We start from the raw sequence: 26,873 nt of genomic DNA, 5'->3' as shown, positions 1-26,873 counted from the left end.
TTGATCGCGCCCGGAGGGCACCCCGTGAAGAAGACCGTCACCACGCTCGCCGACGGGCGCGCGCTGATCTACTACGACTCCCGCGACGACGCCGTCCGCACCGCCGTCGACCCGCGCCCGCTCACCCCCGTCGCCTCCCGCTCCGAGATCCGGTACGACGAGCTGACCGGCGACCACGTGGCCGTCGCCTCCCACCGGCAGGGCCGCACCTACCTCCCGCCCGCCGACGCCTGCCCGCTCTGCCCGGGCCGCGACGGCCACGAGAGCGAGATCCCCGAGGCGGGCTACGAGGTCGCGGTCTTCGAGAACCGCTTCCCCTCCCTCTCCGGCGGCGTCGGCCGCTGCGAGGTCGTCTGCTTCACCGACGACCACACCGCCTCCTTCGCCGACCTCACCGAGGAGCGGGCCCGCCTCGTCCTCGACGCCTGGACCGACCGCACCGCCGAGCTCTCCGCCCTCCCCGGCGTCCAGCAGGTCTACTGCTTCGAGAACCGCGGCCGCGAGATCGGCGTCACCCTGCCCCACTCCCACGGCCAGGTCTACGCCTTCCCGTACGTCACGCCCCGCACCGCCCTCGTCCGCCGCCGCGTCGACGAGCACCGCAGGGCCACCGGCCGGAACCTCTTCGACGACCTCGTCGCCCGCGAGCGCGCCGACGCCGAACGGGTGGTCCTGGAGACCGAGGACTGGATCGCCTTCGTCCCGTACGCCGCCCACTGGCCGTACGAGGTCCACCTCCACCCCACCCGCCGGGTCCCCGACCTACTCGCCCTCGACGAGGCCGCCCGGACAGGGTTCGCACAGGTCTATCTGGAACTCTTGAGGCGCTTCGACCGGATCTTCGGCCCGGCGGAGCCGCCCACGCCCTACATCGCCGCCTGGCACCAGGCGCCGTTCACGGACGAGCGGCGGGAGGACTTCGGACTGCACCTGGAACTGTTCACGGTCCGGCGCGCCTCCGGGAAGCTGAAGTTCCTCGCGGGCACCGAGTCCGGCATGGGCGCGTTCATGAACGACATCCGGCCGGAGGACGCGGCCCGGCGCATCCGAGAGGTGGCAAGCGCATGACGACTTCCCGTTCGCATTCTTCCCGTTCGCATTCGAAGAGGTACCTGGTCACGGGCGGGGCGGGGTACGTGGGCAGCGTGGTCGCCGCCCACCTCCTGGAGCGGGGCCACCGGGTCACCGTCCTCGACGACCTCTCCACCGGCTTCCGCGCGGGCGTCCCCGCCGGCGCGGAGTTCGTCGAGGGCCGCGTCCAGGACGCGGCGCGGTGGCTCGACGCCTCCTACGACGGCGTCCTGCACTTCGCCGCCTTCTCGCAGGTCGGCGAGTCCGTCGCCAAGCCGGAGAAGTACTGGGAGAACAACGTCGGCGGCACCATGGCCCTGCTCGCCGCGATGCGCACGGCCGGCGTCCGCAGGCTGGTCTTCTCCTCCACCGCCGCCACCTACGGCGAGCCGGCCGCCGTCCCGGTCACCGAGGCCGCGCCGACCGTCCCCACCAGCCCGTACGGGGCGAGCAAGCTCGCCGTCGACCACATGATCGGCGGCGAGTGCGCCGCCCACGGCCTCGCCGCCGTCTCCCTGCGCTACTTCAACGTCGCCGGGGCCCACGGCGGGTTCGGCGAGCGCCACGACCCCGAGTCGCACCTGATCCCGCTCGTCCTCCAGGTCGCCCTCGGCCGCCGCGAGGCGATCTCCGTCCACGGCGACGACTACCCGACCCCCGACGGCACCTGTGTCCGCGACTACATCCACGTCGCCGACCTCGCCGAGGCCCACCTGCTGGCCCTCGACGCGATGACGGCGGGCACCGTCCCGGCCGGCGAGCACCTGATCTGCAACCTCGGCAACGGCAACGGCTTCTCCGTCCGCGAGGTGATCGAGACCGTCCGCAAGGTCACCGGCCACCCGGTCCCCGAGCTCACCGCCCCCCGCCGCCCCGGCGACCCGGCCGTCCTGGTCGCCTCCGCCGAGGCCGCCCGCGAGCGGCTCGGCTGGATCCCGTCCCGCCCGGACCTGGCGGACGTCGTCGCCGACGCCTGGGCCTTCGCCCGGCTCCGAGAGGAGGAGGGCGCATGACCGTCGCCGCCGCCTTCGAGGCCCTGTACGGCGCCTCGCCCGACGGGGTCTGGGCCGCCCCCGGGCGGGTCAACCTGATCGGCGAGTACACCGACTTCAACGACGGCTTCGTGCTGCCGCTCGCCCTCCCGCACACCACCGTCGCCGCCGTCTCCCGCCGCGAGGACGGCGTCCTGCGCCTGCACTCGGGAGACGTCGAAGGCGGCATCGTCCACCTCGACGCGGCGGACCTCGAACCGCTCTCCGGCGGCGGCTGGGCCGCCTATCCCGCCGGTGTCGTCTGGGCGCTGCGGGAGGCCGGCCACCCGGTGACCGGCGCCGACGTCCACCTGACCTCCACCGTCCCGACCGGCGCCGGACTGTCCTCATCGGCCGCCCTGGAGGTCGTCACCGCCCTCGCCCTGAACGACCTCTTCGCACTCGGCCTCACCCGGCCCGAACTGGCCCGCATCGCCCAGCGCGCCGAGAACGCCTTCGTCGGCGTGCCCTGCGGGGTGATGGACCAGATGGCCTCCGCATGCGCCGAGGAGGGCCACGCCCTCCACCTGGACACCCGGGACCTGACGTACCGCCAGGTGCCCTTCGACCTCGCCGCCGAGGGGCTCGAACTGCTCGTCGTCGACACCCGGGTGAAGCACGCGCTCGGGGACGGCGCGTACGCCGAGCGGCGCGCCGGTTGTGAAGCGGGTGCGCGGGCGCTCGGAGTGCGCACCCTGCGCGAGGTGGACGCCGCGCATCTGCCCGCCGCGCTCGACCGGCTGAGCGACGGGACGGTTCTGCGGTACGTCCGGCACGTGGTCTCCGACAACGACCGGGTGGCCCGGGTGATCGCCCTGCTCGACGCCGGCGCGACCCGGGCGGTCGGCCCGCTCCTCACCGAGGGCCACGCCTCGCTCCGGGACGACCTGCGGGTCTCCTGCCCGGAGCTGGACCTGGTGGTGGAGGCGGCGAACGCGGCCGGCGCGCTCGGCGCCCGGATGACCGGCGGCGGCTTCGGCGGCTCGGCGGTGGTCCTGGTGGACGCGGACCGGGCGGAGGAGGTCGCGGCGGCGGTCCGGAAGGCCTTCGCGGACGCCGGGTACGCCGAACCGGGCGTCTTCCCCGCCGTCCCCTCGGCGGGCGCCCGCCGCCTCTGACCGCTCTCCGCCCGTGGCCGGCCGGTGATCCCCGGCCGCCGACCGACCACGTACACCCGACTTCGGACACTTCCGCCAAACGGCCCCCACCGCGCCGCCCCGCCCCTACTCTGTGGGGCAGCACCGGTGGGGGCCGGTGCCGTTCAGGGGAGCGAGACCCGCCGGGTACGGCGCCGGGAGCAGGATGACGAGTTCCGCATAATTCATCAGTGATTATCAGCTTTCCTCGACTGCTATCTTGATCGAGTGAAGCTTTCGGAGTGGGCGGCACGGAACGGCGTGCACTACCAGACCGCGTGGACATGGGCGAAAGAGGGCCGCATGCCGGTCCCGGTGCGCCAGACGCCGTCGGGTACGTGGCTGGTCGACGAGCCCGCTCCGGAGGTGTCCGGGCGGGTGGTGGCGTACTGCCGGGTTGCGTCGGCGGACCAGAAGCCGGACCTTGACCGGCAGGTGGCCCGCGTGGTCCAGGGGGCCACGGGGCTGGGTCTGCCGGTCGCGGAGGTCGTGACCGAGGTCGGTTCGGGACTGGACGGGCGGCGACGCAAGCTGCACCGGGTCCTGTCCGACCCGTCTGCCGCAGTGATCGTGGTGGAGCACCGTGACCGGCTGGCCCGGTTCGGTGTCGAACACCTCGAAGCCGTGCTGTCGGCGTCCGGGCGGCGCCTGGTCGTCCTCGACCCTGCCGAGACGACCGACGACCTGGTACGGGACATCGCCGAGGCGCTCACGTCGATGTGCGCGCGCCTGCACGGGCGCCGGGCGGCGAAGAACCGGGCCGCCCGTGCGGTGGCCGTGGCGACCGGCGAGGCCGCCGGGTGAAGAGGTTCAGGCCGCGGTCCGGGTTCGTGGTACAGGCGTACCGGTTCGCGCTGGATCCGAACGCGGTCCAGGAGCGGGCGCTGCGTTCGCACTGCGGGGCGGCGCGGGCGGCGTACAACTGGGCGGTGGCGTGGGTGACCGCGTCGTGGTGGCAGCGCCGCGCGGAGGAGACGTACGGGATCGGTGAGGAGCAGCTGACCGAGTGGCGGCCGTGGTCGCTGCCGTCGCTGCGGAAGGCGTTCAACGAGGCCAAGAAGACCGATCCGCGCTTCGCCCCCTGGTGGGAGGAGAACTCCAAGGAGGCGTACTCCACCGGCCTGGCGAACGCGGCCGCGGCGTTCGACAACTACGCCAAGTCGAAGAACGGCAAGCGGCGCGGCAAGAGGATGGGTGCGCCCCGGTTCAAGGTGAAGCGGAAGGCGCGCCTGGCCTGCCGGTTCACCACCGGCACCATCCGCGTCGAGGACGGCCGACACGTGGCGCTGCCGAGACTGGGCACGATCCGCACCCACGAACCCACCGTGAAACTCCTGGCCCGCCTCCAGGCCGGGACGGCCCGCATCCTGTCGGCGACCGTGCGGCACGAGCGGGGGCGCTGGTTCGCCTCCTTCCAGGTGGAGGTGAAGCGGGACCTCGAACGTGTCGCCCGCCCCGAGGCCGCCGTGGGGGTGGACCTCGGGGTGAAGTCCCTGGCAGCGCTGGCCGACAGCACGGGCGAGATCCGCGCCGTGCCCAACCCGAAGCACTACGACGGTGCGCTCAAGCTGCTGCGCAGGGCCTCCCGCACGGTCTCCCGCCGCCGGGGACCCGACCGCAGAACCGGCCGTAAGCCGTCGAGGCGGTGGGAGAAGGCCAACGCGGCCCGCAACAAGATCCACCACCGGGTGGCGAACCTCCGTGAAGACGCCCTGCACAAGCTCACCACCGCGCTGGCCGCCGAGTACGGCACGATCGTGATCGAGGACCTCAATGTCGCCGGCATGCTGAAGAACCGGCGCCTCGCGCGCCGGGTCGCCGATGCCGGGTTCGGCGAGATCCGGCGCCTGCTCGGCTGCAAGACCCGCCGGCGGCACGGCACCCGCATCATCATGGCCGACCGGTGGTATCCGTCCTCGAAGACCTGTTCCGGGTGCGGCGCGGTGAAAGCCAAGCTGCCGCTGCACGTGCGGACGTACGAGTGCGATGTGTGCGGCCTGGTCATCGACCGGGACGACAACGCCGGACTCAACCTCGTCGCCCTCGCGGCGACTGGCACGACCGGTACCGGAGTGGCCGGAGACCGGGACACCTCACAGGTGTCGAAGCCTCGTGGAGCCGACCGGAAGACCCGCACCACCCGCCGTGGCCATAAGACCACGGAGGGGCGGGCAGGCGGCGTGATCCCCGTTCCGCGCGGGAAGGAAGCGAGAGACCGTCCTCAAGCCGAAGCCCTCATGCTCTGGTGACGAGACGGACCTTCCGGGCAGAAAAGCCCGGAATGCTGAGAGCCGCTGGGACTCTGAGCAACGGTAGCAGTCAGGGCACGGCGGCGGTCGTGCACCCGACGGTCCGCCCCCGGCGCCGTACCGCGCCGGTCTCTCCTCGACACTTGGGGGTGTCCGTGGCACGCATCCGGGTCCTGGTGGTGGACGACCACCGCGTCTTCGCCGAATCACTGGCCGCCGCGCTCGCGGCCGAGCCGGATGTCGACGTCGCCGCGGCGGGCAGCGCCCCTGCCGCCCTGCGCTGTCTGGACCGGGCGGCCGCGGAGGGCCGCCGCTTCGATGTCCTGCTCGTCGACGCCGACCTGTCCCCACCCGGGGGCGAGCCCGGGTCCGCCGGGGACGGCATCGCCCTGGTCGCGGGCGTCCGCAAGACGCACTCCGCACTCCGCACCATCGTGCTCGCCGAGAAGGACGACGCCCTCCGGGCCGCGCTCGCGCTCCAGGCGGGGGCCTCGGGCTGGGTGGCGAAGGACTGCTCGCTCCAGCGGCTGCTCGCGGTGGTCCGCGGGGTGCTGCGGGACGAGACGCACCTGCCGCCCGCGCTGCTCACGGGGGTGCTGCGGGAGCTGACGGCGGCCCGCAGGCACCGCACGGAGAGCGAGCGCCTGGTGGAGTCGCTGACCCCGCGCGAGCGGGAGGTGCTGCGCTGCATGGTGGCGGGGCTCGGCCGGAAGGCGGTGGCGGAGCGGCTGTTCCTCTCCCCGCACACGGTCCGTACGCACATGCAGAACGTGCTGGGGAAGCTGGGCGTGCACTCCACGCTCGCGGCGGTGGCCCTGGCCCGGCGCGCGGGCGTGGGCCCGGCCCCGCTGCCGGAGGGGATCCCGGCGCAGGCCCTAGCCGGGGAGGTTGTCGAACGGGGCGGTCAGCCGGCGTAGCAGGGCGGCGAGCTCGGCGCGCTCGGGCCGGGAGAGCTGGGCGAGGATGGCCCGCTCCTGCGCGAGCAGCCCGGCCAGCGCCTCGTCGGCGCGGTCCCGCCCCTCGGGGGTGAGCCGGACCAGGACCCCGCGCCGGTCGCTGGGGTCGGGCAGCCGCTCGACCAGGCCCTTCTTGGTGAGCCGGTCGATCCGGTTGGTCATGGTGCCGGAGGTCACCAGGGTCTGGGTGAGGAGCTGCCCGGGGGAGAGCTGGTACGGGGCTCCGGCCCGGCGCAGCGAGGTGAGGACGTCGAACTCCCAGGGCTCCAGCTGGTGCTCGGAGAAGGCGAGCCGGCGGGCGCGGTCGAGGTGCCGGGCCAGCCGGGAGACCCGGCTGAGGACCTCCAACGGCTCCACGTCGAGGTCCGGGCGCTCTCGGCGCCATGCAGCGACCAGACGGTCGACCTCGTCCTCCATGTGATCAGTGTAGAGGGTCTGTTGACATAAAGTCTCTTGACCCAAACCTTCTTACTGCAAAATATCTCGCCCTCAAGATATATTCCGGCGAACAATGGGGAAGGGACCGGCCGGAACGCCGTTCCGCTTCGGCAACTCGCGCCAGCAAGGGGGCTTCGAACATGCATTCCGTGGAATCCGCGGCCGCACCGGTATGGGACCCGCGGCAGTACCTGCGCCACTCCGCCCACCGCGCCCGTCCCTTTCTCGACCTCCTCCACCGAATACCACGACTCCCCGCCCATGACCGCCCCGCCCGCATCGCCGACCTCGGCTGCGGCCCCGGAAACGTCACCGCGCTCCTCGCCGACCGCTGGTCCGACGCCCACATCACCGGCTTCGACCTCTCGCCCGAGATGCTCGAACGGGCCGAGAAGGACTGGGCCGGCACCACCGCCGGCGGCGGCTGGCTCGACTTCCGCCGCGCCGACGCCGCCCACTGGACCCCCGACGAGCCCTACGACCTGATCGTCTCCAACGCCGCCCTCCAATGGGTCCCCAACCACCCCGAGTCCTTCGCCGTCTGGATCGAAGGACTCCGCCCCGGCGGCACCCTCGCCTTCCAGGTCCCCGCCAACTTCACCTCCCCCAGCCACGCCCTCCTCGGCGAACTCTGCGCCCGCCCCGAATGGCGCACCCGCCTCGCCGACCAGGGCCGCCGCTTCGTCCACATCCTCGACCCCGCCGACTACCTCACCCGCCTCACCGCCCTCGGCTGCGAGACCGAGACCTGGGAGACCGTCTACTGCCAGCTCCTCCAGGGAGAGGACCCCGTCCTCGACTGGGTCAAGGGCACCGCCCTGCGCCCCGTCCTCACCACCCTCGGCGACGACCAGGAGGCGATCGACGCCTTCCTCACCCAGTACCGCGACCTCCTCCGCGAGGCCTACCCCCCGGGCCCCCACGGCACCGTCTTCCCCTTCCGCCGCGTCTTCGCGGTCGCCCGCAAGCCGAGCTGACGGGGGCACGCGCACGCGGAAACGGGACGGGGGCCCGCACCGGAACGTCCGGTGCGGGCCCCCGCGGGGTGCCGTGGGGCCTCAGCCGATCCGGTTGTAGATCTGGAAGCCCGTGCCGATCTTGGCCGCCGGGGCGAACTTCGACGGCGAGGTGTTCAGGTAGCGGTACAGCTCACCCGCCCCGTTCACGCCGATGAGGTCGCCCTTGCCGTCCGCGTTCAGGTCACCGGGGGAGGCGAGCTGCTTGAACGTGTTCCAGCCGGAGCCGACCTTCACGCGGGTCTTGAACGGCGTGGTGGCGTTGCCCGTGCCCGGGTAGACGTACAGGTCGCCGGTGGTGGTGCGGGCCACCAGGTCGGTGCGGCCGTCACCGGTGTAGTCGCCGGCACCGATGATCTTGTTGTAGACGCCCCAGCCGGAGCCGACCTTCACGCGGGTCGAGAAGGCGGTGCCCAGGCCGTTGCCCTTGTACAGCCACAGGACGCCGCTCCTGTCGCGGGCGATGAGGTCGCCCTTGCCGTCGCCGCTCAGGTCGCCGGGGCCGACGACGGAGTTGTAGATGCCCCAGCCGCCGCCGATCAGCCCGCCGTTGACGAAGAAGTAGCCGTTGACGATGTGACCGAGGTCGGACATGCCGTCGTCGTCCATCGAGGACAGGCCGAAGAGGTTGTCGTTCGGGAACGAGTTCTGGTTGTCGACGGTCTCACGGGCGGCCAGCCTGCCCGTGGTGGTGTTCTGGTACCAGTACCACGAGCCACCCGGGGTCAGCGCGTGGACGCCGTCGCGGCCCAGGTACGGGATGCTGCCGGCGTTGGCGATCTGGGCGGCGTCCTTCCAGGCGCCCGTCTCGCCCTCCTTCACGCGCGGGGCGAGAGTGCCGTTGCCGTTGGGCGCGTAGAAGTACATCGTGCCGTTGAGGTCGCGGCCCCGCAGGCTGCCGTGGCCGCCGGCCACGATCTGGGTGTAGGCGTTCCAGCCGCCGCCGATGGACTTGCGGGTCGCGAACGGCTTGGCCTTGTCGCCCGTGCCGGAGTAGAACCACAGGGTGCCGGCGGTGTCGCGGGCGTACAGGTCGGCCCTGCCGTCGCCGTTGCCGTCGCCGAGGCCCACGAGCTGGTCGTAGACGCCCCAGCCGGAGCCGACGAGGATGCGGCCGCCGAGCGGCTTGGTCAGGTCACCGGTGGCGATGTACAGGTACAGCTGACCGCCGTGGGTGCGGGCGATCACGTCGGCGCGGCCGTCGCCGTTCACGTCACCGGGCGAGGCGATCTTGTTGTAGACCTGCCAGCCGCCGCCCACCCGGACGCCGGGACGGTAGTTGTCGTTCGCGTCGACACTGCCGATCTCGCTGTTGTCCTTGTACAGGGTGAGCGTGCCGGTCTCGGAGACGGTGAGCACCTCGGGGAGGGCACCGCCGCCCTGGTTGCCGATCGGGATGACGTCCTTCGCGACGGGGGCCTCGAAGTCGCCGAACGGCCACGTGACGTCGCCGACGACCGCGTTCAGGAAGCCGTACTCGTCGCGGTAGATGACGTCGTCGACGCCGTCACCGTCCAGGTCGGACAGGAGCGGCGAGACGGCCTGGGCGGCCAGGGCGCCCGCGCGGGTCGAGCCCGCCTGCGAGGACGACAGGGTCTTCTTCGGGCCGTCGGCGGAAGCCTGTCGCTTCTCGGCGAAGGCGCGCGCGGCCGAAGTGGCGTCGTCGGCCGACGCGGGGGTGGCCAGCAGCATGCCGGCGGAGAGGGCGAGAGCGGTGCACGCGGCGACGCGGCGACCGCGTCCGGAGAACACGGAACGCAAGGGATCCCCCCCTGGGGAGCAGAAGAATGTGGGTACCGGAGCGAGGTCCGCACCGCCTTCGCGCGCGTCCTGGCGTACGAAGGGCGAACATCCCCCCGGATATGGCGTGAGTGTAACCTCCGCCGCCGACAGCACGGCGAACGGAGGGCGAACAGGACGCCGTGCACCGGAGCTCCGGTGCACGACGCCGCTGCTCAGAGGCCCGGGAGCGTCAGCTCATCAGGTTGTAGACCTGGAAGCCCGTACCGAGCTTGGTCCGCGCCGAGAACTTGCCCGGCATGGTGTTCGTGTAGCGGTACAGCGTGCCGTCGGACGTCGCGGCCAGCAGGTCCGCCTTGCCGTCGGCGTTCAGGTCGCCGGGGGCCACGAGGTGCTTGTACACGCCCCAGCCGCCGCCGATCTTCACCCGGCCCTTGAACGGCGAGCTCGCCTGGCCCGTGCCCGCGTACAGGTACAGGTCACCGGCCTTGGAGCGGGCCAGCAGGTCGGTGCGGCCGTCACCGGTGTAGTCGCCGGCACCGAGGAGCTTGTTGTACGTGCCCCAGCCGCCGCCGACCTTCACCCGCGAGGCGAACGCGGTGCCGTAGCCGTTGCCGCGGTACAGCCACAGCACGCCGTCACGGTCGCGCGCCAGCAGGTCGCCCTTGCCGTCGCCGCTCAGGTCGCCCGGACCGACGAGGCTGTTGTAGACGCCCCAGCCCCAGCCGATGAACCCGCCGGTGGTGTACAGGCCGCCCTCGTGGACCACCGCGAAGTCGGACACGCCGTCCGGGTTCAGCGAGGAGATGTGGGTGAGGTTGATGCCGTCCCAGTCACCGGGCTCGTCGAGCTGCTGCCGGGCGCCCAGGAACCCCCGGGTGGTGTTGCCGTACCAGTAGAGCGTGCCGCCGTGGGACCGGGCGATGACGCCCCCCTTGCCCGTGTACGGGACGCTGCCGGAGTTCGCGAACTGCGCGACGCCGCGCCAGCCGCCCGTGTCGCTGACCTTCGCGCGCGGGGACAGGACGCCGCCGCCCAGCGGACGGTACAGGTACACCGTGCCGGCGTTGTCCCGGGCGGCCAGCGTGCCGCCGCCCGCGGGCATCAGCTGGTTGTACACGCCCCAGCCGCCACCGATGTACCGGCGGGTGGCGAACGGGCGGCTGAGGTCGCCGGTGCCGGCGTAGAACCACAGCCGGCCGGAGAAGTCGCGGGCGTACACGTCGGCCCGGCCGTCGCCGGTGCTGTCCCCGACGCCGACGACCTGGTCGTACACGCCCCAGCCGCCGCCGATCCGCTTCCGGGTGGAGAGCGGCCCCGTCATGTGGCCGGTGCCCAGGTACAGGTACAGCTCACCGCCGTGGGTGCGGGCGAGGACGTCGGCACGGCCGTCGCCGTTCACGTCACCGGGCGAGATGACCTTGTTGTAGATCTGCCAGCCGGTGCCGACCCTGGAGTACTCGTACGAGCCCGTCGCCTCGGCGTCCTGGAACAGCGTCATCGTGCCGTTCTCGGAGAGGACGAGGACCTCGGGACCCCCGGAGCCGTTCTGCTGGCCGATCGGGATGATGTCCTTCGGGATGTCCTCGTGGTAGCCCAGCGCGAACTGCCCCGAGTACCCGGCGGTCCCGACCACGTGGGCCTTGCCGTCCATGGCACGGAACAGGGTGTCCTCGTAGCCGTCGCCGTCGACGTCGGACAGCGACGGGTCGACGGCGGTGGCCGCCGCCGCGCCCGCCCGGCCTTCGGCCCGCGGCACGAGCGGCTGGGTCGGCAGCACCTCGGAAGACGCCGGCTTCTCGGCCGGCGGACGCGGCACCGGCACGTCGGCCGACGCCGGGGTCGCGAGGAGCATGCCGGCGGAGAGGACGAGCGCGGTGCACGCGGCCACACGACGCCCGGAGAAAACAGAACGCAAGATGATCCCCCCCTGGGGATGTGAGTACAGGTACCGGGACAGGGGCCCGCACCACCTCCGCACGGCGGGAAAGGGCACGTGCGGAGGGCGAACACCCCCCCGGATGTGGGGGGATCATAACCTTGATCGTTCAGATGGCAACGAATCTTTTCGTGATCCGTCAGGTCGGCGCGACGGCCGGTGCCTCCCCGGTCAGTTCTTCCGGTGCCCTATCAGCCGCGGCTTCTGCTCAAGCCCGTCGAGACCGTGCCACGCCAGGTTCACCAGATGCGCCGCGACCTCCGCCTTCTTCGGCTTGCGGACGTCCAGCCACCACTGGCCCGTCAGCGCCACCGAACCCACCAGGGCCTGCGCGTACAGGGGGGCCAGTTTCGGGTCGAAGCCGCGGGCCTTGAACTCCAGGCCCAGGATGTCCTCGACCTGGGTGGCGATGTCGCTGATCAGGGACGCGAACGTGCCCGTCGACTGGGCCACCGGGGAGTCCCGTACGAGGATCCGGAAACCGTCCGTGTGGTTCTCGATGTAGTCGAGGAGCGCGAAGGCCGCCTGCTCCAGGAGCTCACGGGGGTGGCCGGCGGTCAGGGCGCCCGTCACGCCGTCGAGGAGCTGGCGCATCTCCCGGTCGACCACGACCGCGTACAGGCCCTCCTTGCCGCCGAAGTGCTCGTACACCACCGGCTTGGAGACCCCGGCCCTCGCCGCGATCTCCTCCACCGACGTGCCCTCGAAGCCCTTCGCCGCGAAGAGCGTCCGGCCGATGTCCAGAAGCTGCTCCCGGCGCTCGGCGCCGGTCATCCTCACCCGGCGGCCGCGCCGGGGCTTCTGCTCGCTGCTGCTGCTGGAACTGCCGTCGATCGCCACATTCTCCATCATGCCGCGTTCGCGGCCTTGTCCTGGCGCCGGGCGTCGATACGGGACCGCGCGGGCCACCGCACGTCGGACGCCCAGCCCGCCAGCTCGAACCAGCGGATCAGCCGCGCGCTGGAGTCCACCTGACCCTTCAGGACGCCGTGCCGGGCCGACGTCGGGTCCGCGTGGTGCAGGTTGTGCCACGACTCGCCGCACGACAGGACCGCCAGCCACCACACGTTCCCCGAACGGTCACGCGACTTGAACGGGCGCTTGCCCACCGCGTGGCAGATCGAGTTGATCGACCACGTCACATGGTGGAGGAGGGCCACCCGGACCAGCGAACCCCAGAAGAACGCCGTGAAGGCGCCCCACCACGACCACGTCACCAGACCGCCCACCAGCGGAGGGATCGCCAGCGACACGATCGTCCACAGCACGAACTGGCGCGAGATCCGCCGGATCGCCGGGTCCTTGATCAGGTCCGGCGCGTACTTGTGCTGCGGCGTCTGCTCCTCGTCGAACATCCAGCCGATGTGCGCCCACCACAGGCCCTTCAGCAGCGCCGGGACCGTCTCGCCGTACTTCCACGGCGAGTGCGGGTCACCCTCCGCGTCCGAGAACTTGTGGTGCTTGCGGTGGTCCGCCACCCACCGCACCAGCGGGCCCTCCACCGCCAGCGAGCCCATGATCGCGAGCGCGATCCGCAGCGGCCGCTTCGCCTTGAAGGAACCGTGCGTGAAATAGCGGTGGAAACCGATCGTGATGCCGTGGCAGCCGATGTAGTACATCGCCGTCATCAGCCCCAGGTCCAGCCAGCTCACCCCCCAGCCCCACGCCAGCGGCACCGCCGCCACCAGCGCCACGAACGGCACCGCGATGAACAGGAGCAGGGTGATCTGCTCGATCGAACGTTTGCTGTCCCCGCCGAGCGTCGCGGAGGGCGGTTCCTGGTCCGCGTCGGGCGTGCCGGACGCCGAGGTCATTTCGGGGCTGATGGTCATACGTATCCCTGGGGGGTGAGGGTGTGGGGTGCACGGGAGAGGATCGGGCCGAGGCTACGGAGCCGTAACCTACGGCGACGTAAGTATGGCAGCGCCGCGGCACGCGGCAAGAGGGCACAAGCGGGACCCTCGCCCCCGTCCAGGGAATGGACACCTATCCTGGGGACGTCGGACAGCGCGGTCCGCAAGCCTCCAGAACCCTCCAGACGTGCTTGAACACTGCAAGGAGCCGCACCTGTGAGCAGTGCCGACCAGACCCCCACGACCAACGCCGAGCTGCGTGCCGACATCCGCCGACTGGGCGACCTCCTCGGCGAGACCATCGTCCGCCAGGAGGGTCACGACCTCCTCGACCTCGTCGAGAAGGTCCGCAGCCTCACCCGCGAGGACGGCGAAGCCGCCGCCGAGCTGCTGCGCGGCGTCGAACTGGAGACGGCCGCCAAGCTCGTCCGCGCCTTCTCCACCTACTTCCACCTCGCCAACGTCACCGAGCAGGTCCACCGCGGCCGCGAACTCCGCGAGAAGCGCGCCGCCGAGGGCGGCCTCCTCGCCCGCACCGCCGACATGCTCAAGGACGGCGACCCCGCCCACGTACGCGAGACGGTCAAGAACCTCAACGTGCGCCCCGTCTTCACCGCGCACCCCACCGAGGCCGCCCGCCGCTCCGTCCTCAACAAGCTCCGCCGCATCGGCGCCCTCCTGGAGACCCCCGTCATCGACGCCGACCGGCGCCGCCACGACCTCCGCCTCGCCGAGAACATCGACCTCATCTGGCAGACCGACGAACTCCGCGTCGTCCGCCCGGAGCCCGCCGACGAGGCCCGCAACGCCATCTACTACCTCGACGAACTCCACGCCGAGGCCGTCGGCGACGTCCTGGAGGACCTCGCCGCCGAACTGGAACGCGTCGGCTACCAGCTCCCCGCCGGCACCCGCCCCCTCACCTTCGGCACCTGGATCGGCGGCGACCGCGACGGCAACCCCAACGTCACCCCCCAGGTCACCTGGGACGTCCTGATCCTCCAGCACGAGCACGGCATCACCGACGCCCTCGAACTCATCGACTTCCTCCGCGGACTGCTCTCCAACTCCATCCGCTACACCGGAGCCACCCAGGAACTCCTGGACTCCCTCCAGCGCGACCTGGACCTCCTCCCCGAGATCAGCCCCCGCTACAAGCGGCTCAACGCCGAGGAGCCGTACCGCCTCAAGGCCACCTGCATCCGCCAGAAGCTCCTCAACACCCGCGAACGCCTCGCCCAGGGCACCCCCCACCAGGAAGGCCGCGACTACCTCGGCACCGCCGAACTCATCCGCGACCTCACCCTCATCCAGACCTCCCTGCGCGAGCACCGCGGCGGCCTCTTCGCCGACGGCCGCATGGACCGCACCATCCGCACCCTCGCCGCCTTCGGCCTCCAGCTCGCCACCATGGACGTCCGCGAACACGCCGACGCCCACCACCACGCCCTCGGCCAGCTCTTCGACCGCCTCGGCGAGGAGTCCTGGCGGTACGCCGACATGCCCCGCGACTACCGCCAGCGCCTCCTCGCCAAGGAACTCCGCTCCAGGCGGCCCCTCGCCCCCACCCCCGCCCCGCTCGACGCGGCCGGGCAGAAGACCCTCGGCGTCTTCCACACCGTCAAGGAAGCCTTCGAACGCTTCGGCCCCGAGGTCATCGAGTCCTACATCATCTCGATGTGCCAGGGCGCCGACGACGTCTTCGCCGCCGCCGTCCTCGCCCGCGAGGCCGGCCTCGTCGACCTCCACGCAGGCTGGGCCAAGATCGGCATCGTCCCGCTCCTGGAGACCACCGACGAGCTCAAGGCCGCCGACGTCATCCTCAACGACATGCTCGCCGACCCCTCCTACCGGCGCCTCGTCGCCCTCCGCGGCGACGTCCAAGAGGTCATGCTCGGCTACTCCGACTCCTCCAAGTTCGGCGGCATCACCACCAGCCAGTGGGAGATCCACCGCGCACAGCGGAGGCTGAGGGACGTCGCCCACCGTTACGGGGTCCGGCTGAGGCTGTTCCACGGGCGCGGCGGCACCGTCGGCCGCGGCGGCGGCCCCTCCCACGACGCGATCCTCGCCCAGCCCTGGGGCACCCTGGAGGGCGAGATCAAGGTCACCGAGCAGGGCGAGGTCATCTCCGACAAGTACCTCATCCCCTCGCTGGCCCGCGAGAACCTGGAACTGACGGTCGCCGCCACCCTCCAGGCCTCCGCCCTGCACACCGCCCCCCGCCAGTCCGACGAGGCCCTCGCCCGCTGGGACGCGGCCATGGACACCGTCTCCGACGCCGCCCACACCGCGTACCGCAAGCTGGTCGAGGACCCCGACCTGCCCGCCTACTTCTTCGCGGCGACCCCCGTCGACCAGCTCGCCGACCTCCACCTCGGCTCCCGGCCGTCCCGCCGTCCCGACTCCGGCGCCGGCCTCGACGGACTCCGCGCCATCCCGTGGGTCTTCGGCTGGACCCAGTCCCGCCAGATCGTCCCCGGCTGGTACGGCGTCGGCTCCGGCCTCAAGGCCCTGCGCGAGGCCGGGCTCGACGCCGTCCTCGGCGAGATGTACGAGCGCTGGCACTTCTTCCGCAACTTCCTCTCCAACGTGGAGATGACCCTCGCCAAGACCGACCTGCGGATCGCCCGCCACTACGTCGACACCCTCGTCCCCGACGAGCTCAAGCACGTCTTCGCCACCATCGAGGCCGAGCACGCGCTCACCGTCGAGGAGGTCCTCAAGGTGACGGGCGGCGAGAAGCTGCTCGACTCCCAGCCCGTCCTCCAGCAGACCTTCGCCATCCGCGACGCCTACCTGGACCCGATCTCCTACCTCCAGGTCGCCCTCCTCGCCCGCCAGCGCGCCGCCGCAGCGGCCGGCGAGGAACCGGACCCGCTGCTCGCACGGGCCCTGCTCCTCACCGTCAACGGCGTGGCGGCGGGCCTCCGCAACACCGGCTGACGCCGGCCGCAGAACGAAGAAGTGCCCCCGCGGGAATCCCGCGGGGGCACTTCTCTCATGACGGGGTACGTCAGTTCTGCGCGGCCTTGCGACGGCGCAGCACCAGGAACGCACCGGCGCCCGCGAGCGCGGCGGCGACGGCGGCCATGATGCCGACCGAGCCACTGGCGCCGGTCTCCGCGAGGTTGTCCCCCTCGGAGCCGCCCTTGGTGTCCGTCTCGCCCTTGACGTCGCCCGAGGCGGAACCACCGGTCGAGGTGGTCTCACCCGTGGTCGAACCGCCGGTGGCGGTCGTCTCGCCGGTCGTCGTCTCACCGGTCGCGGTGGACTCGCCCGTGGTGGTCTCGCCGGTCGTCGTCTCACCGGTGGTGGTCTCGCCGGTCGTCGTCTCACCGGTGGTGGTCTCGCCGGTCGTCGTCTCACCGGTGGTGGTCTCGCCGGTCGTCGTCTCACCCGTGGTGGTCTCGCCGGTGGTCTCACCCGTGGTGGTCTCACCGGTGGTGGTCTCGCCGCTGGAGTTGCCACCGGTGGTGGTCTCCTCCTCCGCCGCGCAGGTGTGGGACAGGTTGAACCAGCCCTGCTTCACCTCGCCGTTCACGAGCGCGACGGCGGAGGTCAGCTCGGCACCGGCGTCCGAGGCCACGTACGCGTGGTCGTTCTTCGGCGGGCCGAAGGAGGTGACCTCGATCGGGTCGCCGTTGTCGAACGTGACCGTCAGCTTGACGAAGTCCACGCCGTTGCCGGGGATGACGAAGTGCCACCCGTCCTTGTCGGCCGGGATCGTGTCGGGGCAGTCGCCCTGCTCGAAGTCGGCGGCCTTGATCGGCGTCGTCTGGTGCAGCGGCAGCTCGTAGGTCTTGCCCTCCGAAGCGGAAGCAGGACCCGCGAGGATCAGGGAGCCCGTCATGGCCGCGACAAGCGTGGCGGCGGGAATGAGGGAGCGTCGCATGTGCAGTCGTCCATCTGTCGGATGAGGGAATGCCGTGGGAGGTGGCGGGGGGCAGCCTATCCGTCGCTTTAAACCTCGCTTAACCCGGTAGCGCATAACAATCTCGCCAGGAACTGGTTGAATCTGGTCAGACCCGCGAGTACGTCACCGAGTACGTCACAGCGCGAGGAACGCCGCCACCACCAGCGCCCCGCCCGCACCCGCCAGCCCCCAGGCCGTCCGCCGCATCCGCAGACCCCCCGCCACCAGCGGCGCGGCCAGCAGCAGCGCCCCGCCCAGCGGCAGCCACGCGTGCAGCCGCCCGCCCCAGCCGGTCCGCACCCCCTCGTCCGTCCCCGGCTTCACCACCACCGGCACCACCGACCCCGGCCCCGCCGCCACCGACCGCGCGATCGTCAGCGTCCGCCGCGGCGAACCCGGCTCACCCGGTACGTAACTCCCGCTGCACCACTCGTCCGTACACCCCGTCACCGTCAGCGTCCCGTGCTCACGCCCCTTCGACAACAGGACGTGCTGCGCGGAACCCCACGACGCCCACACCCCCGCCACGACGAGCAGGACGGCGACGAGGACCATGGCGGCGTTGCGGACGTGCGTCATGACCCGCGATCGTACAGTCGTACGGCCGAAACCCGGCCCACGGAAAACCTCAGGAGTTGTACGCCGACTGCGCCCGCTCCAGGCCCTCCGTCACCAGGCACTCCACCGCGTCCGCCGACCGGTCCACGAACCAGTCCAGCTCCTTGCGCTCCGTCGACGAGAAGTCCTTCAGCACGAAGTCCGCCACCTGCATCCGGCCCGGCGGACGCCCGATCCCGCACCGCACCCGGTGGTAGTCCGGCCCCATCGCCTTCGTCATCGACTTCAGACCGTTGTGCCCGTTGTCCCCGCCGCCCAGCTTCAGCCGCAGCGTCGCGTAGTCGATGTCCAACTCGTCATGGATCGCCACCACATGCGCCGTCGGCACCTTGTAGAAGTCCCGCAGCGCCGTCACCGGACCGCCCGACAGGTTCATGTACGACATCGGCTTCGCCAGCACCACCCGCCGGTTGGCCGGGCCCACCGGACCGAGCCGGCCCTCCACGACCTGCGCCTGCGCCTTCTGCGCCCGCTTGAACTTCCCGCCGATCCGCTCCGCCAGCAGATCCACCACCATGAAGCCGATGTTGTGGCGGTTCCCCGCGTACTCCGGCCCCGGATTGCCGAGGCCGACGATCAGCCAGGGCGCGTTCGCGTCGTCGGTCATCGCACTCTCCTCACACGCACACACAAAGAAACGGGGTGACGGGCCGTGCGGCCCGTCACCCCGTCACGTCGGACAAGAGCCTACGGCTCAGGCCTCGGCGGCCTCTTCGCCCTCGGCCTCGGCGGCCGGCTCCTCGGCCTGGGCGGCCAGGACCTGGAGGACCACGGCGTCGGCCTCGGTCACCAGGGTGACGCCCTGCGGCAGCGCGATGTCACCGGCGGTGACGGAGGCACCGGCCTCCAGGCCCTCGACGGAGACCGTCACGGACTCCGGCAGGTGGGTGGCCTCGGCCTCGACCGAGAGGGTGTTCAGGACGTGCTCCAGCAGGTTGCCACCCGCGGCCAGCTCGCCCTCGGCGACGACCGGAACCTCGACGGTGACCTTCTCGCCACGCTTCACGAGGAGGAGGTCGACGTGCTCAAGGAAGCCCTTCAGCGGGTCGCGCTGGGCGGCCTTCGGGATGGCCAGCTCGGAGCCGCGGCCCTCGATGTCCAGGGACAGCAGGACGTTCGGGGTACGCAGCGCCATGGCGGTGTCGTGCGCCGGCAGCGTCAGGTGGACCGGGTCCGAGCCGTGGCCGTAGAGAACGGCGGGAACGGCGGCGGCGCGGCGGATCTTGCGGGCGGCGCCCTTGCCGAACTCGGTGCGGACGGTGGCGGCGAGCTTCACCTCGGACATGTGCACTCCTCGTATGTGGTGACGGATACGACTGTCACCCGGCCACGACTGGCGATGGCCTGCTACGAAGAGCGCGTCGATAACGGAGTCGCCGACCCTCGAACGGGTACGGCCTCCCTCGCCGAGCAACCCCAGCAGTCTACCCGCCCGCCCCGGACCCCCCAAATGGATCACGGGACCCGCACCCGCGCCGGAAACGCCGGAGGGCCGCCCTCCCGAACGGGAAGACGGCCCCCACCGGCACGCTCCGAGGCTCAGTGCTCCTCGAACAGGCTCGTCACCGAACCGTCCTCGAACACCTCACGCACCGCACGCGCGATCGTCGGCGCGATCGAAAGGACCGTGATCTTGTCGAGGTCCAGCGAACCCGGCACCGGCAGCGTGTCCGTGAACACGAACTCGCTCACCTTCGAGTTCTTCAGCCGGTCCGCCGCGGGACCCGACAGGATGCCGTGCGTCGCCGTCACGATGACGTCCTCGGCACCGTGCGCGAACAGCGCCTCGGCAGCCGCGCAGATCGTGCCGCCCGTGTCGACCATGTCGTCCACCAGGACACACACACGGCCCCGCACGTCACCGACGACCTCGTGCACCGTCACCTGATTGGCGACGTCCTTGTCGCGACGCTTGTGCACGATCGCCAGCGGCGCGTCCAGACGGTCGCACCAGCGGTCCGCGACCCGCACGCGACCCGCGTCCGGGGAGACGATCGTCAGCTTCTCGCGGTCGACCTTGCCCCCCACGTAGTCCGCGAGCACCGGCAGCGCCGACAGGTGGTCCACCGGGCCGTCGAAGAAGCCCTGGATCTGGTCCGTGTGCAGGTCCACGGTCAGGATCCGGTCCGCACCCGCCGTCTTCATCAGGTCCGCCACCAGACGGGCCGAGATCGGCTCACGGCCGCGGTGCTTCTTGTCCTGACGGGCATAGCCGTACGACGGGACGATCACGGTGATGCTCCGGGCCGAAGCCCGCTTCAGAGCATCGATCATGATCAGCTGCTCCATGATCCACTTGTTGATCGGAGCCGTGTGGCTCTGGATCAGGAAGCAGTCCGCGCCACGCGCCGACTCCTGGAAGCGGACGTAGATCTCACCGTTGGCGAAGTCGAACGCCTTGGTCGGAACGAGACCGACACCCAGCTGGTGCGCGACCTCCTCGGCCAGCTCGGGGTGGGCGCGGCCGGAGAAGAGCATCAGCTTCTTCTCGCCGGTCGTCTTGATCCCGGTCACAGCACTGTCTCCTCAGACGTGTTCCCTGGCCGCAAGACCCGCGCTCCCGTGCGCGTGTGCGAACCAGCCGAATTTGTGTGCACGTATCACGGTACGCCGACTTCGACGTACCTGTTTCCGGTCAGCTTTCGCCGGCCGACCCCTCGGAGGCCGCCTCGGCCGCCTGCGCGGCCGCGCTCCCGGGCCGCTTCCGGGCGACCCAACCCTCGATATTCCGCTGCTGGCCCCGCGCCACGGCCAGCGCACCGGCCGGCACGTCCTTCGTGATCACCGACCCGGCGGCGGTGTAGACACCGTCCCCGATCGTGATGGGAGCCACAAACATGTTGTCCGACCCGGTCCGGCAGTGGGACCCGATCGTGGTGTGGTGCTTCGCGACACCGTCGTAGTTCACGAACACGCTCGCCGCGCCGATGTTCGAGTGGTCGCCGATCGTCGCGTCACCCACGTACGACAGATGGGGGACCTTCGTGCCCTCGCCGATCGTCGCGTTCTTCATCTCCACGTAGGTACCGGCCTTCGCCTTCGTACCCAGCGTCGTGCCCGGACGGAGATAGGCGTACGGACCCACCGAGGCCCCGTCGCCGATCACGGCGGAGTCCGCCACGGCGTTGTCCACCCGCGCCCCCCGCCCCACGGTGGTGTCCTTCAGCCGCGTGTTCGGCCCCACCTCGGCGTCCTCCGCGATGTGCGTGGCGCCAAGCAGCTGCGTACCCGGGTGGATCACCGCGTCCGGCTCGAACGTCACGGTCACGTCCAGGACCACGGAGGCCGGATCGACCACGGTCACACCGGCCGTCATCGCGGCCTCCACCAGCCGCCGGTTCAGCAGCGCACGGGCCTCCGCGAGCTGCACCCGGTTGTTGATGCCGAGGATCTCCCGGTGATCGGCGGCGACGGACGCGCCCACCCGGTGACCGGCCTCACGCAGGATCGACAGCACGTCGGTGAGGTACTCCTCACCCTGGCTGTTGTCCGTCCGCAGCTGCTTGATCGCGCTCGCGAGCAGAGCCCCGTCGAAGGCGAACACGCCGGAGTTGATCTCCCGGATCGCCAGCTGCGCCGGCGAGGCGTCCTTGTGCTCGACGATCGCCGTCACGGCCCCGCTGGCCGCGTCCCGCACGATCCGCCCGTACCCCGTCGAGTCCGGCACCTCCGCCGTCAGCACGGTCACGGCGTTCCCGTCGGCGGCGTGCGTCTCCGCGAGCGCCCTCAGCGTCCCGCCGGACAGCAGCGGCGTGTCGCCGCACACCACGACCACGGTCCCCTCGGGCGCCGCCCCCAGCTCCTCCAGCGCCATCCGCACCGCGTGCCCGGTCCCGTTCTGCTCCTCCTGCACGGCGGTACGGGTCCCCGGGTACACCTCCTCCAGATGCCCCCGCACCCGCTCCCGAGCGTGCCCCACGACCACCACGAGGTGCTCGGGCTCCAGCTCGCGGGCGGCCGACACGACGTGCCCGACGAGCGAACGCCCGGCGATCTCGTGCAGGACCTTGGGGGTCTTGGACTTCATGCGGGTGCCCTCACCCGCGGCGAGGACGACGACGGCTGCCGGGCGGTTGGCGCTCACGGGTTTGCCCTTCGGCTTTGGGTGGTGGACGCACGAAGGATACCGGGGGGTTGCGGGGCGGACATGAGCAAGGGCCCTGACCTGGGAGGTCAGGGCCCTTGGCGGCGGGCTCCCGGGGGAGGACTCGAACCCCCATAAGTGACACCAAAAGACACCGTCTTGCCCTTAGACGACCCGGGATTACCGCTATATCCGATTCTCTGTATCGGACGCGGTCGCCGCCCCTACTATGCCGTACCAAGAGCCTTCGATGCGACGGTACAACTCGGCGCCGCCCGAGACGCGGACGATGAAGCACCCCCGGTACTCCGCGCCAGTGTTCTTGCGTACCGTCTTGGGGTTGTGCTTCTTGAGCGTGGTCTTCTGGAGTGCGGACGGCTGGATGCCTGCGAGGTCCGCCCAGTACTTCTCCGCCCCGGCGACATCGGCGGTTTCGTGGATCATGACGCGGAAGCGCAGGCGGTCCCGGGCGATGCCCAGGAGGTCGAGCCATGCCAGGTAGACCCTGATGACGTCCGGGTCGCTGTTGATGAAGGCGACCGTCTCGTCGCGCCGGTGGGGCTTGCTCTTGGATCCCTCGGCCCAGTACAGCGCCACCCCGGCGAAGAAGAGTTCCCTCGCAGTCAGTTTTCCCACCGCCTTCGCCGCCTCGTGGACCGTTGCCGCACGGGCCGCCTCGCGCAGGGGGCGCTCGTGGGCCCACCGCTTGAGGGCTGCCTCCCTCCCCTGCTCGGCAGGGGTCCGGTGGTCGACCTTCGGCAGGTCGCGTACCCACAACGAGATCGAGCTCTTCGAGCAGCCCAGCTCGACCTGGATCTGGTCGTAGGTTATGCCCTGGAGGCGGAGCTCTCGGGCGCGGGCGCGGAGGTCGTCCTTCGCGCGGGGGCGCTTCGTCCACTCCGGCGGGGGTTCGCCCTTCACCAGGCGGTGGAGGAGGTCGTTGTTGTAGATCTTCAGGCGGTCACGGATCTGGCGTCGGCTGAGGCCCTCGCGGCGCAGCGACACCGCCTGGGCGCGGAGGCCCTCGAAGTCGGCGTACCGGTTCATTTCTGCGGTCATGTGATGAGCGTCGTTCGGAATGCGGACGCCTGGGGTCGAAAACGCTGGCGATTCAACAGTTCGAGGGACTGGTGTGCGGGAGGTTGACGCCCTGCGGATTCCGCGGAGGGGCGCCCGTAGGGTGGGGGCATGACCGTAACGGGGGCAGATCGGGACGCGCCGGGCGCGGGTTGGTGGTGGTGGGCGCGGCGGCGGAGTGTCGTGCTCGACGGGGGGCTGGCGCTGGTCTCGGCGGTGGAGTGTGCCGCCGAGGGGGTGGCGTTCTCCGGGAGGGCGGGGGTGCCGGACGGCGTGGGGGCGCTGATCGGGTTTCTGGTGGGGGCCGTGCTGCTGGTGCGGCGGCGGTGGCCGATCACCGTGGTGCTGGTGTCGATCGCGGTGGCGCCGGCCGAGATGGGTTTCCTGATGGGGATCGTCGGGTTGTACACGCTGGCGGCGTCGGAGGTGCCGCGGCGGTACACGGCGGTGCTCGCCGGGATGTCGACGGTCGCCGTCTTCGTCGTGACGGCGGTGGAGATGCGGCGGGACATCGCCGCGCAGGCCGACGGCTTCGATCCGAGTGCCTGGTACGTGCCGGTGATGGCGCTGTTCATGACGTTGGGGCTCAACGCTCCTCCGGTGCTGTTCGGGCTCTACATAGGGGCGCGGCGGCGGTTGATGGAGAGCCTGCGGGAGCGGGCGGACTCGCTGGAGCAGGAGTTGTCGCTGCTCGCGGACCGGGCGGAGCAGCGGGCGCAGTGGGCGCGGCAGGAGGAGCGGCGGCGGATCGCGCGGGAGATGCACGACGTGGTGGCGCACCGGGTGTCGTTGATGGTGGTGCACGCGGCGGCGTTGCAGGCGGTGGCGTTGAAGGATCCGCAGAAGGCGGTGCGGAACGCGGCTCTGGTGGGTGACATGGGGCGTCAGGCGTTGACGGAGCTGCGGGAGATGCTGGGGGTGCTGCGGGAGGAGGAGCCCGCGGAGGTTCCGGCGGCGGTGCCGTTGGCTGCGGTGGGGCGGGCGGCCGCGGCCGCGGCGGAGGCGGCGGCTTCGGAGGAGGGGCCGGGGCTCGGCGCGGTGGAGGGGCTGTGCGAGCAGTCGCGGCTCGCGGGGGCCGTGGTGGAGCTGGTGGTGGTGGGGGAGCCGGGGGAGTGTCCGCCGGAGGTGGGGCGGACGGCGTACCGGGTGGTGCAGGAGGCGTTGACGAACGTGCACAAGCACGCGCCGGGCGCGGAGGTCGTGGTGCGGCTCGGGCACCGGGGGAGCGAGGTGGCGGTGCAGGTGGAGAACGGTCCGTCGGACGCGGGTGCGGCGGACGCGGGTCTGCCGAGTGGGGGGAACGGTCTGGTGGGGATGAGGGAGCGGGTCGTGCGGCTGGGCGGGGTGTTCGTGTCGGGGCCGACGGACGCGGGTGGTTTCAAGGTGTCGGCGGTGATTCCCGTGGCGGGTGCGACCGCTTAACCGGCGGTGAGGCGGGTGGGGCGGGTGCCGGTGACGAGGGTGGCGAGGGCGGCGTCGATGTCGCGGCCGAGGTACCAGTCGCCGGTGTGGTCGAGGCTGTAGACGCGGCCTTCGACGTCCATGGCGAGGACGGCCTGGTGGTCGCCTTCTTCGCCGAGGGGGGCGAGTTCGGTGCCGAGGGCGCGGCCGAGGTCGCCGAGGGTGCGGGCGAGGTGGAGGCCGGCGAGGGGGTCGAAGCGGAGGGTGGCGGGCGCTATGTGGCGTCCGTGGCCGGGGGCGGTGAGGTGGAGGCCGCCGAATTCGGCCCAGGCTTCGACGACGGCGGGGAAGACGCTGTGGCGGTGGCCGGCGGGGGAGACGTGGGCGCGGAGGGCGTCGGCCCATTCCTCGGCGAGTTTGATGTCCCAGCGTCCGGGCTGCCAGCCGGCGTCGCGGAGGGCGGCGTCGACGTTGACGGGGAAGCGGGTGGTGTCGGACATGGGGTGGGGTCAGCCGTTCTCGGAAGGTGCGGAGGGTGCGGTGGGGGCGATGCTGCGGACGCCGAAGTGGTCGAGGAGGGCGGCGCAGGAGCGGCAGGGTGCGGCGTAGCTGCCGTGGAGGGGGTCGCCGTCCTCGCGGATGCGGCGGGCGGTGATCTTGGCGTGTTTCAGGCTGCGGCGGGCTTCGCCGGCGGTGAGGGGTTTGCGCTGGGCGCGTTTGGAGCGGTTGTGCTCGGCGGCGGTGAGGTGCCGGGAGAGCAGGATGGCTTCGGGGCAGCGTCCGGTGAAGCGTTCCCGCTGGCCGCTGGTGAGGGTGTCGAGGAAGTCCTGCACGAGGGGGTGGAGGACGGGTGGGGCGTCTCCGCGTCCTGCGGTGCAGGTGAGGGTTTCGCCGCGGACGGAGAGGGCGGCGCCGACGGCGGGCAGGATGCCGTCGCGGCGGTGGAGCAGTGAGGGGGCGCGGCCGGTGTCGTCGTCGCTGCTCCAGTTGAGGCGTGGGTCACCCTGCGTGGGCGTGGTGCTGGCGTACATGGTGCGGTCTTCCCCTCCTGCAATCCCCCGAGTTGCGGTGCACAGCCTGCCAAATAGGGAGCCATATGGGGAAGCTGGGTGGGGGTGGCGGCGCGCCGGTGTGCCGGAGCCGTGGTCGGCTTGTCATGGCTTCGTGACGGTTGGTGACTGTGTGTGTGCGGGGTGGGCCGGTGGGGGGTGCGGGCCGGTTCGTGGTCTTGTGGCAGCGCATAGGCTGTGCGGGATCGGTCGGGCGTGGCCGCCGTGTGGTGGCGTCCGGCTGGAGGAACAGAGCAGTAGCAGCCAGTGACGCCATGCAGGGAGCAACCGCCATGACGACAGGTCGGCTCGGGCAGTTCACCGCGCCACCGAACGCGGCCTATGCCGGGCAGGTCGTGCGTTTCCCGGATCCGGTGCGTGCTTCGCGGCATCCGCGTGGGGTGCGGGTGGACGAGCGCGGTTATCCGGATTTCTCGCCGTACGCGCGTGCGGCGGCGGAGATCGCGGAGCCTCCGGAGGGTTTCGGCGTCGACGAGCTGCGGCTGACGGACTACGTGTCGGCGAACGCGGCGATGGCGGCGACCGGCCATGAGTTGTGGGACACGATTCCGGCGGTGGCGACGCCGCACGGCTGGACGTGGCACCACGTGGTGGGTTCGCGCCGGCTTGAGCTGGTGCCGGTCGAGGTGAAGGCGTTGCTGCGGCATCACGGTGGGGTGGCGACGGCGGCGGTGGACCACGGCAAGCGGGGTACGCGGCCGTTGCAGGAGACGCGTCCGGTGCACTTCGGGTTGCCGAAGGGCCGGGTGGCGGTGTCGGAGCAGCAGTTGCAGGGCGTCGAGGAGGATCTGGGCTATCGGCTGCCGGGGGCGTACCGCTCGTTCCTGAAGGCGGCGGGCGGGTGCGCGCCGGTGGGTGCGGCGCTCGACGCGGAGCTGGGGCTCCTGGTGGACCAGCCGTTCTTCACGGTGCGGGAGGAGGCGGGGGTCAACGACCTCGTCTACGTCAACAAGTGTCTGCGGGACCATCTGACGAAGGACTACCTGGGGGTGGCGTTCGTGCAGGGTGGTCTGGTCGCGGTGAAGGTGCGGGGTGCCGGGGTCGGTTCGGTGTGGTTCTGCGCGTACGACGACGCGCGGGACGGCGGCGAGGAGGCCGCGGGCTGGTCGGTGAACGAGCGCGTGGAGCGCCTGTTGCTGCCCTGTGGTGAGGATTTCGACGCGTTCCTGCTGCGACTGGCCGGTAATCCGCCGGAGTTGGAGACGGTCGCGAACCTGATGGTGGACGGCGGCTTCGCGCGCGCCGTGCCCGTGGCCCCGGTGGGAGGGTGAGCCGGCT

General features: G+C 71.4%; 24 protein-coding genes and 1 tRNA gene. 10 read left to right on the top strand and 15 right to left on the bottom strand.

Going from position 1 to position 26,873, the window contains the following annotated elements; translation table 11 throughout:
* The first annotated feature begins 24 nt into the window (after positions 1–24).
* The 6 genes from galT (at position 25) to QK442_RS06615 (ending at position 6,404) form a co-directional block, all read left to right on the top strand.
* On the top strand, positions 25–1,068 hold the full coding sequence (galT, locus tag QK442_RS06640; protein ID WP_282692896.1) for a galactose-1-phosphate uridylyltransferase: 1,044 nt from the start codon (positions 25–27) through the stop codon (positions 1,066–1,068).
* Positions 1,065–2,084, top strand: a complete 1,020-nt coding sequence (galE, locus tag QK442_RS06635) for a UDP-glucose 4-epimerase GalE (protein WP_282692895.1) — start codon at positions 1,065–1,067, stop codon at positions 2,082–2,084. The genes galT and galE overlap by 4 nt, the downstream gene beginning before the upstream one ends.
* Positions 2,081–3,220 carry a galactokinase gene (galK, locus tag QK442_RS06630; RefSeq protein ID WP_282692894.1) on the top strand — a complete coding sequence of 380 codons (1,140 nt, stop codon included), beginning with the start codon at positions 2,081–2,083 and terminating at the stop codon, positions 3,218–3,220. Before galE ends, galK begins: the two co-directional genes overlap by 4 nt.
* Before the next feature lie 246 nt (positions 3,221–3,466).
* The gene (locus tag QK442_RS06625) at positions 3,467–4,042 is read left to right on the top strand and encodes an IS607 family transposase (RefSeq protein ID WP_282692893.1); all 576 of its coding nucleotides are present in this window, start codon (positions 3,467–3,469) and stop codon (positions 4,040–4,042) included.
* Between the two features lie 26 nt (positions 4,043–4,068).
* The gene (gene tnpB, locus QK442_RS06620) at positions 4,069–5,487 is read left to right on the top strand and encodes an IS607 family element RNA-guided endonuclease TnpB (protein WP_282692892.1); all 1,419 of its coding nucleotides are present in this window, start codon (positions 4,069–4,071) and stop codon (positions 5,485–5,487) included.
* Between the two features lie 155 nt (positions 5,488–5,642).
* Positions 5,643–6,404 carry a response regulator transcription factor gene (locus QK442_RS06615; protein ID WP_282692891.1) on the top strand — a complete coding sequence of 254 codons (762 nt, stop codon included), beginning with the start codon at positions 5,643–5,645 and terminating at the stop codon, positions 6,402–6,404.
* Here the strand turns inward: QK442_RS06615 and QK442_RS06610 are convergent.
* Positions 6,363–6,860 carry a MarR family transcriptional regulator gene (locus tag QK442_RS06610; protein WP_282692890.1) on the bottom strand — a complete coding sequence of 166 codons (498 nt, stop codon included), beginning with the start codon at positions 6,858–6,860 and terminating at the stop codon, positions 6,363–6,365. The genes QK442_RS06615 and QK442_RS06610 overlap by 42 nt on opposite strands.
* Before the next feature lie 161 nt (positions 6,861–7,021).
* On the opposite strand from QK442_RS06610, the gene QK442_RS06605 reads away from it, so the two are divergent.
* Positions 7,022–7,858 (top strand): trans-aconitate 2-methyltransferase, encoded by an 837-nt coding sequence (locus QK442_RS06605; RefSeq protein ID WP_282692889.1) that lies wholly within the window; start codon positions 7,022–7,024, stop codon positions 7,856–7,858.
* An 81-nt stretch (positions 7,859–7,939) separates the two neighbouring features.
* Here QK442_RS06605 and QK442_RS06600 read toward each other — a convergent pair whose 3' ends face one another.
* The 4 genes from QK442_RS06600 to QK442_RS06585 form a co-directional block, all read right to left on the bottom strand.
* The gene (locus QK442_RS06600) at positions 7,940–9,649 is read right to left on the bottom strand and encodes a VCBS repeat-containing protein (protein WP_282692888.1); all 1,710 of its coding nucleotides are present in this window, start codon (positions 9,647–9,649) and stop codon (positions 7,940–7,942) included.
* Positions 9,650–9,869: 220 nt separating this feature from the next.
* Positions 9,870–11,528 (bottom strand): VCBS repeat-containing protein, encoded by a 1,659-nt coding sequence (locus QK442_RS06595; RefSeq protein WP_282692887.1) that lies wholly within the window; start codon positions 11,526–11,528, stop codon positions 9,870–9,872.
* Positions 11,529–11,747: 219 nt separating this feature from the next.
* Positions 11,748–12,428 (bottom strand): TetR/AcrR family transcriptional regulator, encoded by a 681-nt coding sequence (locus QK442_RS06590; protein WP_282692886.1) that lies wholly within the window; start codon positions 12,426–12,428, stop codon positions 11,748–11,750.
* On the bottom strand, positions 12,425–13,408 hold the full coding sequence (locus QK442_RS06585) for a fatty acid desaturase (RefSeq protein ID WP_282692885.1): 984 nt from the start codon (positions 13,406–13,408) through the stop codon (positions 12,425–12,427). The genes QK442_RS06590 and QK442_RS06585 overlap by 4 nt, the downstream gene beginning before the upstream one ends.
* Positions 13,409–13,645: 237 nt before the next feature.
* Between QK442_RS06585 and ppc the strand changes: the two genes are divergently transcribed.
* A complete protein-coding gene (ppc, locus tag QK442_RS06580; RefSeq protein ID WP_282692884.1) occupies positions 13,646–16,375 on the top strand; it encodes a phosphoenolpyruvate carboxylase in 2,730 nt (909 codons plus the stop codon).
* Positions 16,376–16,445: 70 nt separating this feature from the next.
* Here ppc and QK442_RS06575 read toward each other — a convergent pair whose 3' ends face one another.
* From QK442_RS06575 to QK442_RS06540, 8 genes are all read right to left on the bottom strand, one after another.
* Positions 16,446–17,324 (bottom strand): LPXTG cell wall anchor domain-containing protein, encoded by an 879-nt coding sequence (locus QK442_RS06575; protein WP_282692883.1) that lies wholly within the window; start codon positions 17,322–17,324, stop codon positions 16,446–16,448.
* A 156-nt stretch (positions 17,325–17,480) separates the two neighbouring features.
* A complete protein-coding gene (locus tag QK442_RS06570; RefSeq protein WP_282692882.1) occupies positions 17,481–17,924 on the bottom strand; it encodes a hypothetical protein in 444 nt (147 codons plus the stop codon).
* A 49-nt stretch (positions 17,925–17,973) separates the two neighbouring features.
* Positions 17,974–18,570, bottom strand: a complete 597-nt coding sequence (pth, locus tag QK442_RS06565; RefSeq protein WP_282692881.1) for an aminoacyl-tRNA hydrolase — start codon at positions 18,568–18,570, stop codon at positions 17,974–17,976.
* An 87-nt stretch (positions 18,571–18,657) separates the two neighbouring features.
* Positions 18,658–19,248, bottom strand: coding sequence for a 50S ribosomal protein L25/general stress protein Ctc (locus QK442_RS06560; RefSeq protein WP_282692880.1), 591 nt, complete (start codon positions 19,246–19,248; stop codon positions 18,658–18,660).
* A gap of 254 nt (positions 19,249–19,502) precedes the next feature.
* Positions 19,503–20,477, bottom strand: coding sequence for a ribose-phosphate diphosphokinase (locus QK442_RS06555; protein WP_282692879.1), 975 nt, complete (start codon positions 20,475–20,477; stop codon positions 19,503–19,505).
* Between the two features lie 121 nt (positions 20,478–20,598).
* Positions 20,599–22,047 carry a bifunctional UDP-N-acetylglucosamine diphosphorylase/glucosamine-1-phosphate N-acetyltransferase GlmU gene (glmU, locus tag QK442_RS06550; protein ID WP_282692878.1) on the bottom strand — a complete coding sequence of 483 codons (1,449 nt, stop codon included), beginning with the start codon at positions 22,045–22,047 and terminating at the stop codon, positions 20,599–20,601.
* 109 nt (positions 22,048–22,156) lie between these two features.
* Positions 22,157–22,227 (bottom strand) — tRNA-Gln (locus QK442_RS06545).
* A 6-nt stretch (positions 22,228–22,233) separates the two neighbouring features.
* Entirely contained in the window at positions 22,234–23,106 is an 873-nt protein-coding gene (locus QK442_RS06540) for a hypothetical protein (RefSeq protein ID WP_282692877.1), read from the bottom strand.
* Between the two features lie 129 nt (positions 23,107–23,235).
* Here QK442_RS06540 and QK442_RS06535 point away from each other — a divergent pair, with 129 nt between their 5' ends.
* Entirely contained in the window at positions 23,236–24,546 is a 1,311-nt protein-coding gene (locus QK442_RS06535; RefSeq protein ID WP_282692876.1) for a histidine kinase, read from the top strand.
* On the opposite strand, the gene QK442_RS06530 is transcribed toward QK442_RS06535, so the two are convergent.
* Both QK442_RS06530 and QK442_RS06525 read right to left on the bottom strand, forming a co-directional pair.
* A complete protein-coding gene (locus QK442_RS06530) occupies positions 24,543–25,025 on the bottom strand; it encodes an SUKH-3 domain-containing protein (RefSeq protein ID WP_282692875.1) in 483 nt (160 codons plus the stop codon). The genes QK442_RS06535 and QK442_RS06530 overlap by 4 nt on opposite strands.
* Before the next feature lie 9 nt (positions 25,026–25,034).
* Positions 25,035–25,556, bottom strand: coding sequence for a YwqJ-related putative deaminase (locus tag QK442_RS06525; protein WP_282692874.1), 522 nt, complete (start codon positions 25,554–25,556; stop codon positions 25,035–25,037).
* Positions 25,557–25,867: 311 nt separating this feature from the next.
* On the opposite strand from QK442_RS06525, the gene QK442_RS06520 reads away from it, so the two are divergent.
* A complete protein-coding gene (locus tag QK442_RS06520; protein ID WP_282692873.1) occupies positions 25,868–26,866 on the top strand; it encodes an SMI1/KNR4 family protein in 999 nt (332 codons plus the stop codon).
* Positions 26,867–26,873 lie beyond the last annotated feature (7 nt).

This window comes from Streptomyces sp. CC208A (genome assembly GCF_030010625.1).
Taxonomy (GTDB): domain Bacteria; phylum Actinomycetota; class Actinomycetes; order Streptomycetales; family Streptomycetaceae; genus Streptomyces.
The sequence above is the reverse complement of the archived record's forward strand: the minus strand, read 5'-3'. Positions and strand labels throughout refer to the sequence as shown.

What these genes read in the sequence shown, in the direction of transcription:
- galE (WP_282692895.1), top strand. Translation starts at nt 1,065, where the DNA reads ATGACGACTTCCCGTTCGCATTCTTCCCGTTCGCATTCGAAGAGGTAC.
- galK (WP_282692894.1), top strand. Translation starts at nt 2,081, where the DNA reads ATGACCGTCGCCGCCGCCTTCGAGGCCCTGTACGGCGCCTCGCCCGAC.
- QK442_RS06610 (WP_282692890.1), bottom strand. Translation starts at nt 6,860, where the DNA reads ATGGAGGACGAGGTCGACCGTCTGGTCGCTGCATGGCGCCGAGAGCGC.
- QK442_RS06605 (WP_282692889.1), top strand. Translation starts at nt 7,022, where the DNA reads ATGCATTCCGTGGAATCCGCGGCCGCACCGGTATGGGACCCGCGGCAG.
- QK442_RS06590 (WP_282692886.1), bottom strand. Translation starts at nt 12,428, where the DNA reads ATGATGGAGAATGTGGCGATCGACGGCAGTTCCAGCAGCAGCAGCGAG.
- QK442_RS06585 (WP_282692885.1), bottom strand. Translation starts at nt 13,408, where the DNA reads ATGACCATCAGCCCCGAAATGACCTCGGCGTCCGGCACGCCCGACGCG.
- QK442_RS06575 (WP_282692883.1), bottom strand. Translation starts at nt 17,324, where the DNA reads ATGCGACGCTCCCTCATTCCCGCCGCCACGCTTGTCGCGGCCATGACG.
- QK442_RS06570 (WP_282692882.1), bottom strand. Translation starts at nt 17,924, where the DNA reads ATGACGCACGTCCGCAACGCCGCCATGGTCCTCGTCGCCGTCCTGCTC.
- pth (WP_282692881.1), bottom strand. Translation starts at nt 18,570, where the DNA reads ATGACCGACGACGCGAACGCGCCCTGGCTGATCGTCGGCCTCGGCAAT.
- QK442_RS06560 (WP_282692880.1), bottom strand. Translation starts at nt 19,248, where the DNA reads ATGTCCGAGGTGAAGCTCGCCGCCACCGTCCGCACCGAGTTCGGCAAG.
- QK442_RS06540 (WP_282692877.1), bottom strand. Translation starts at nt 23,106, where the DNA reads ATGACCGCAGAAATGAACCGGTACGCCGACTTCGAGGGCCTCCGCGCC.
- QK442_RS06535 (WP_282692876.1), top strand. Translation starts at nt 23,236, where the DNA reads ATGACCGTAACGGGGGCAGATCGGGACGCGCCGGGCGCGGGTTGGTGG.
- QK442_RS06530 (WP_282692875.1), bottom strand. Translation starts at nt 25,025, where the DNA reads ATGTCCGACACCACCCGCTTCCCCGTCAACGTCGACGCCGCCCTCCGC.
- QK442_RS06525 (WP_282692874.1), bottom strand. Translation starts at nt 25,556, where the DNA reads ATGTACGCCAGCACCACGCCCACGCAGGGTGACCCACGCCTCAACTGG.
- QK442_RS06520 (WP_282692873.1), top strand. Translation starts at nt 25,868, where the DNA reads ATGACGACAGGTCGGCTCGGGCAGTTCACCGCGCCACCGAACGCGGCC.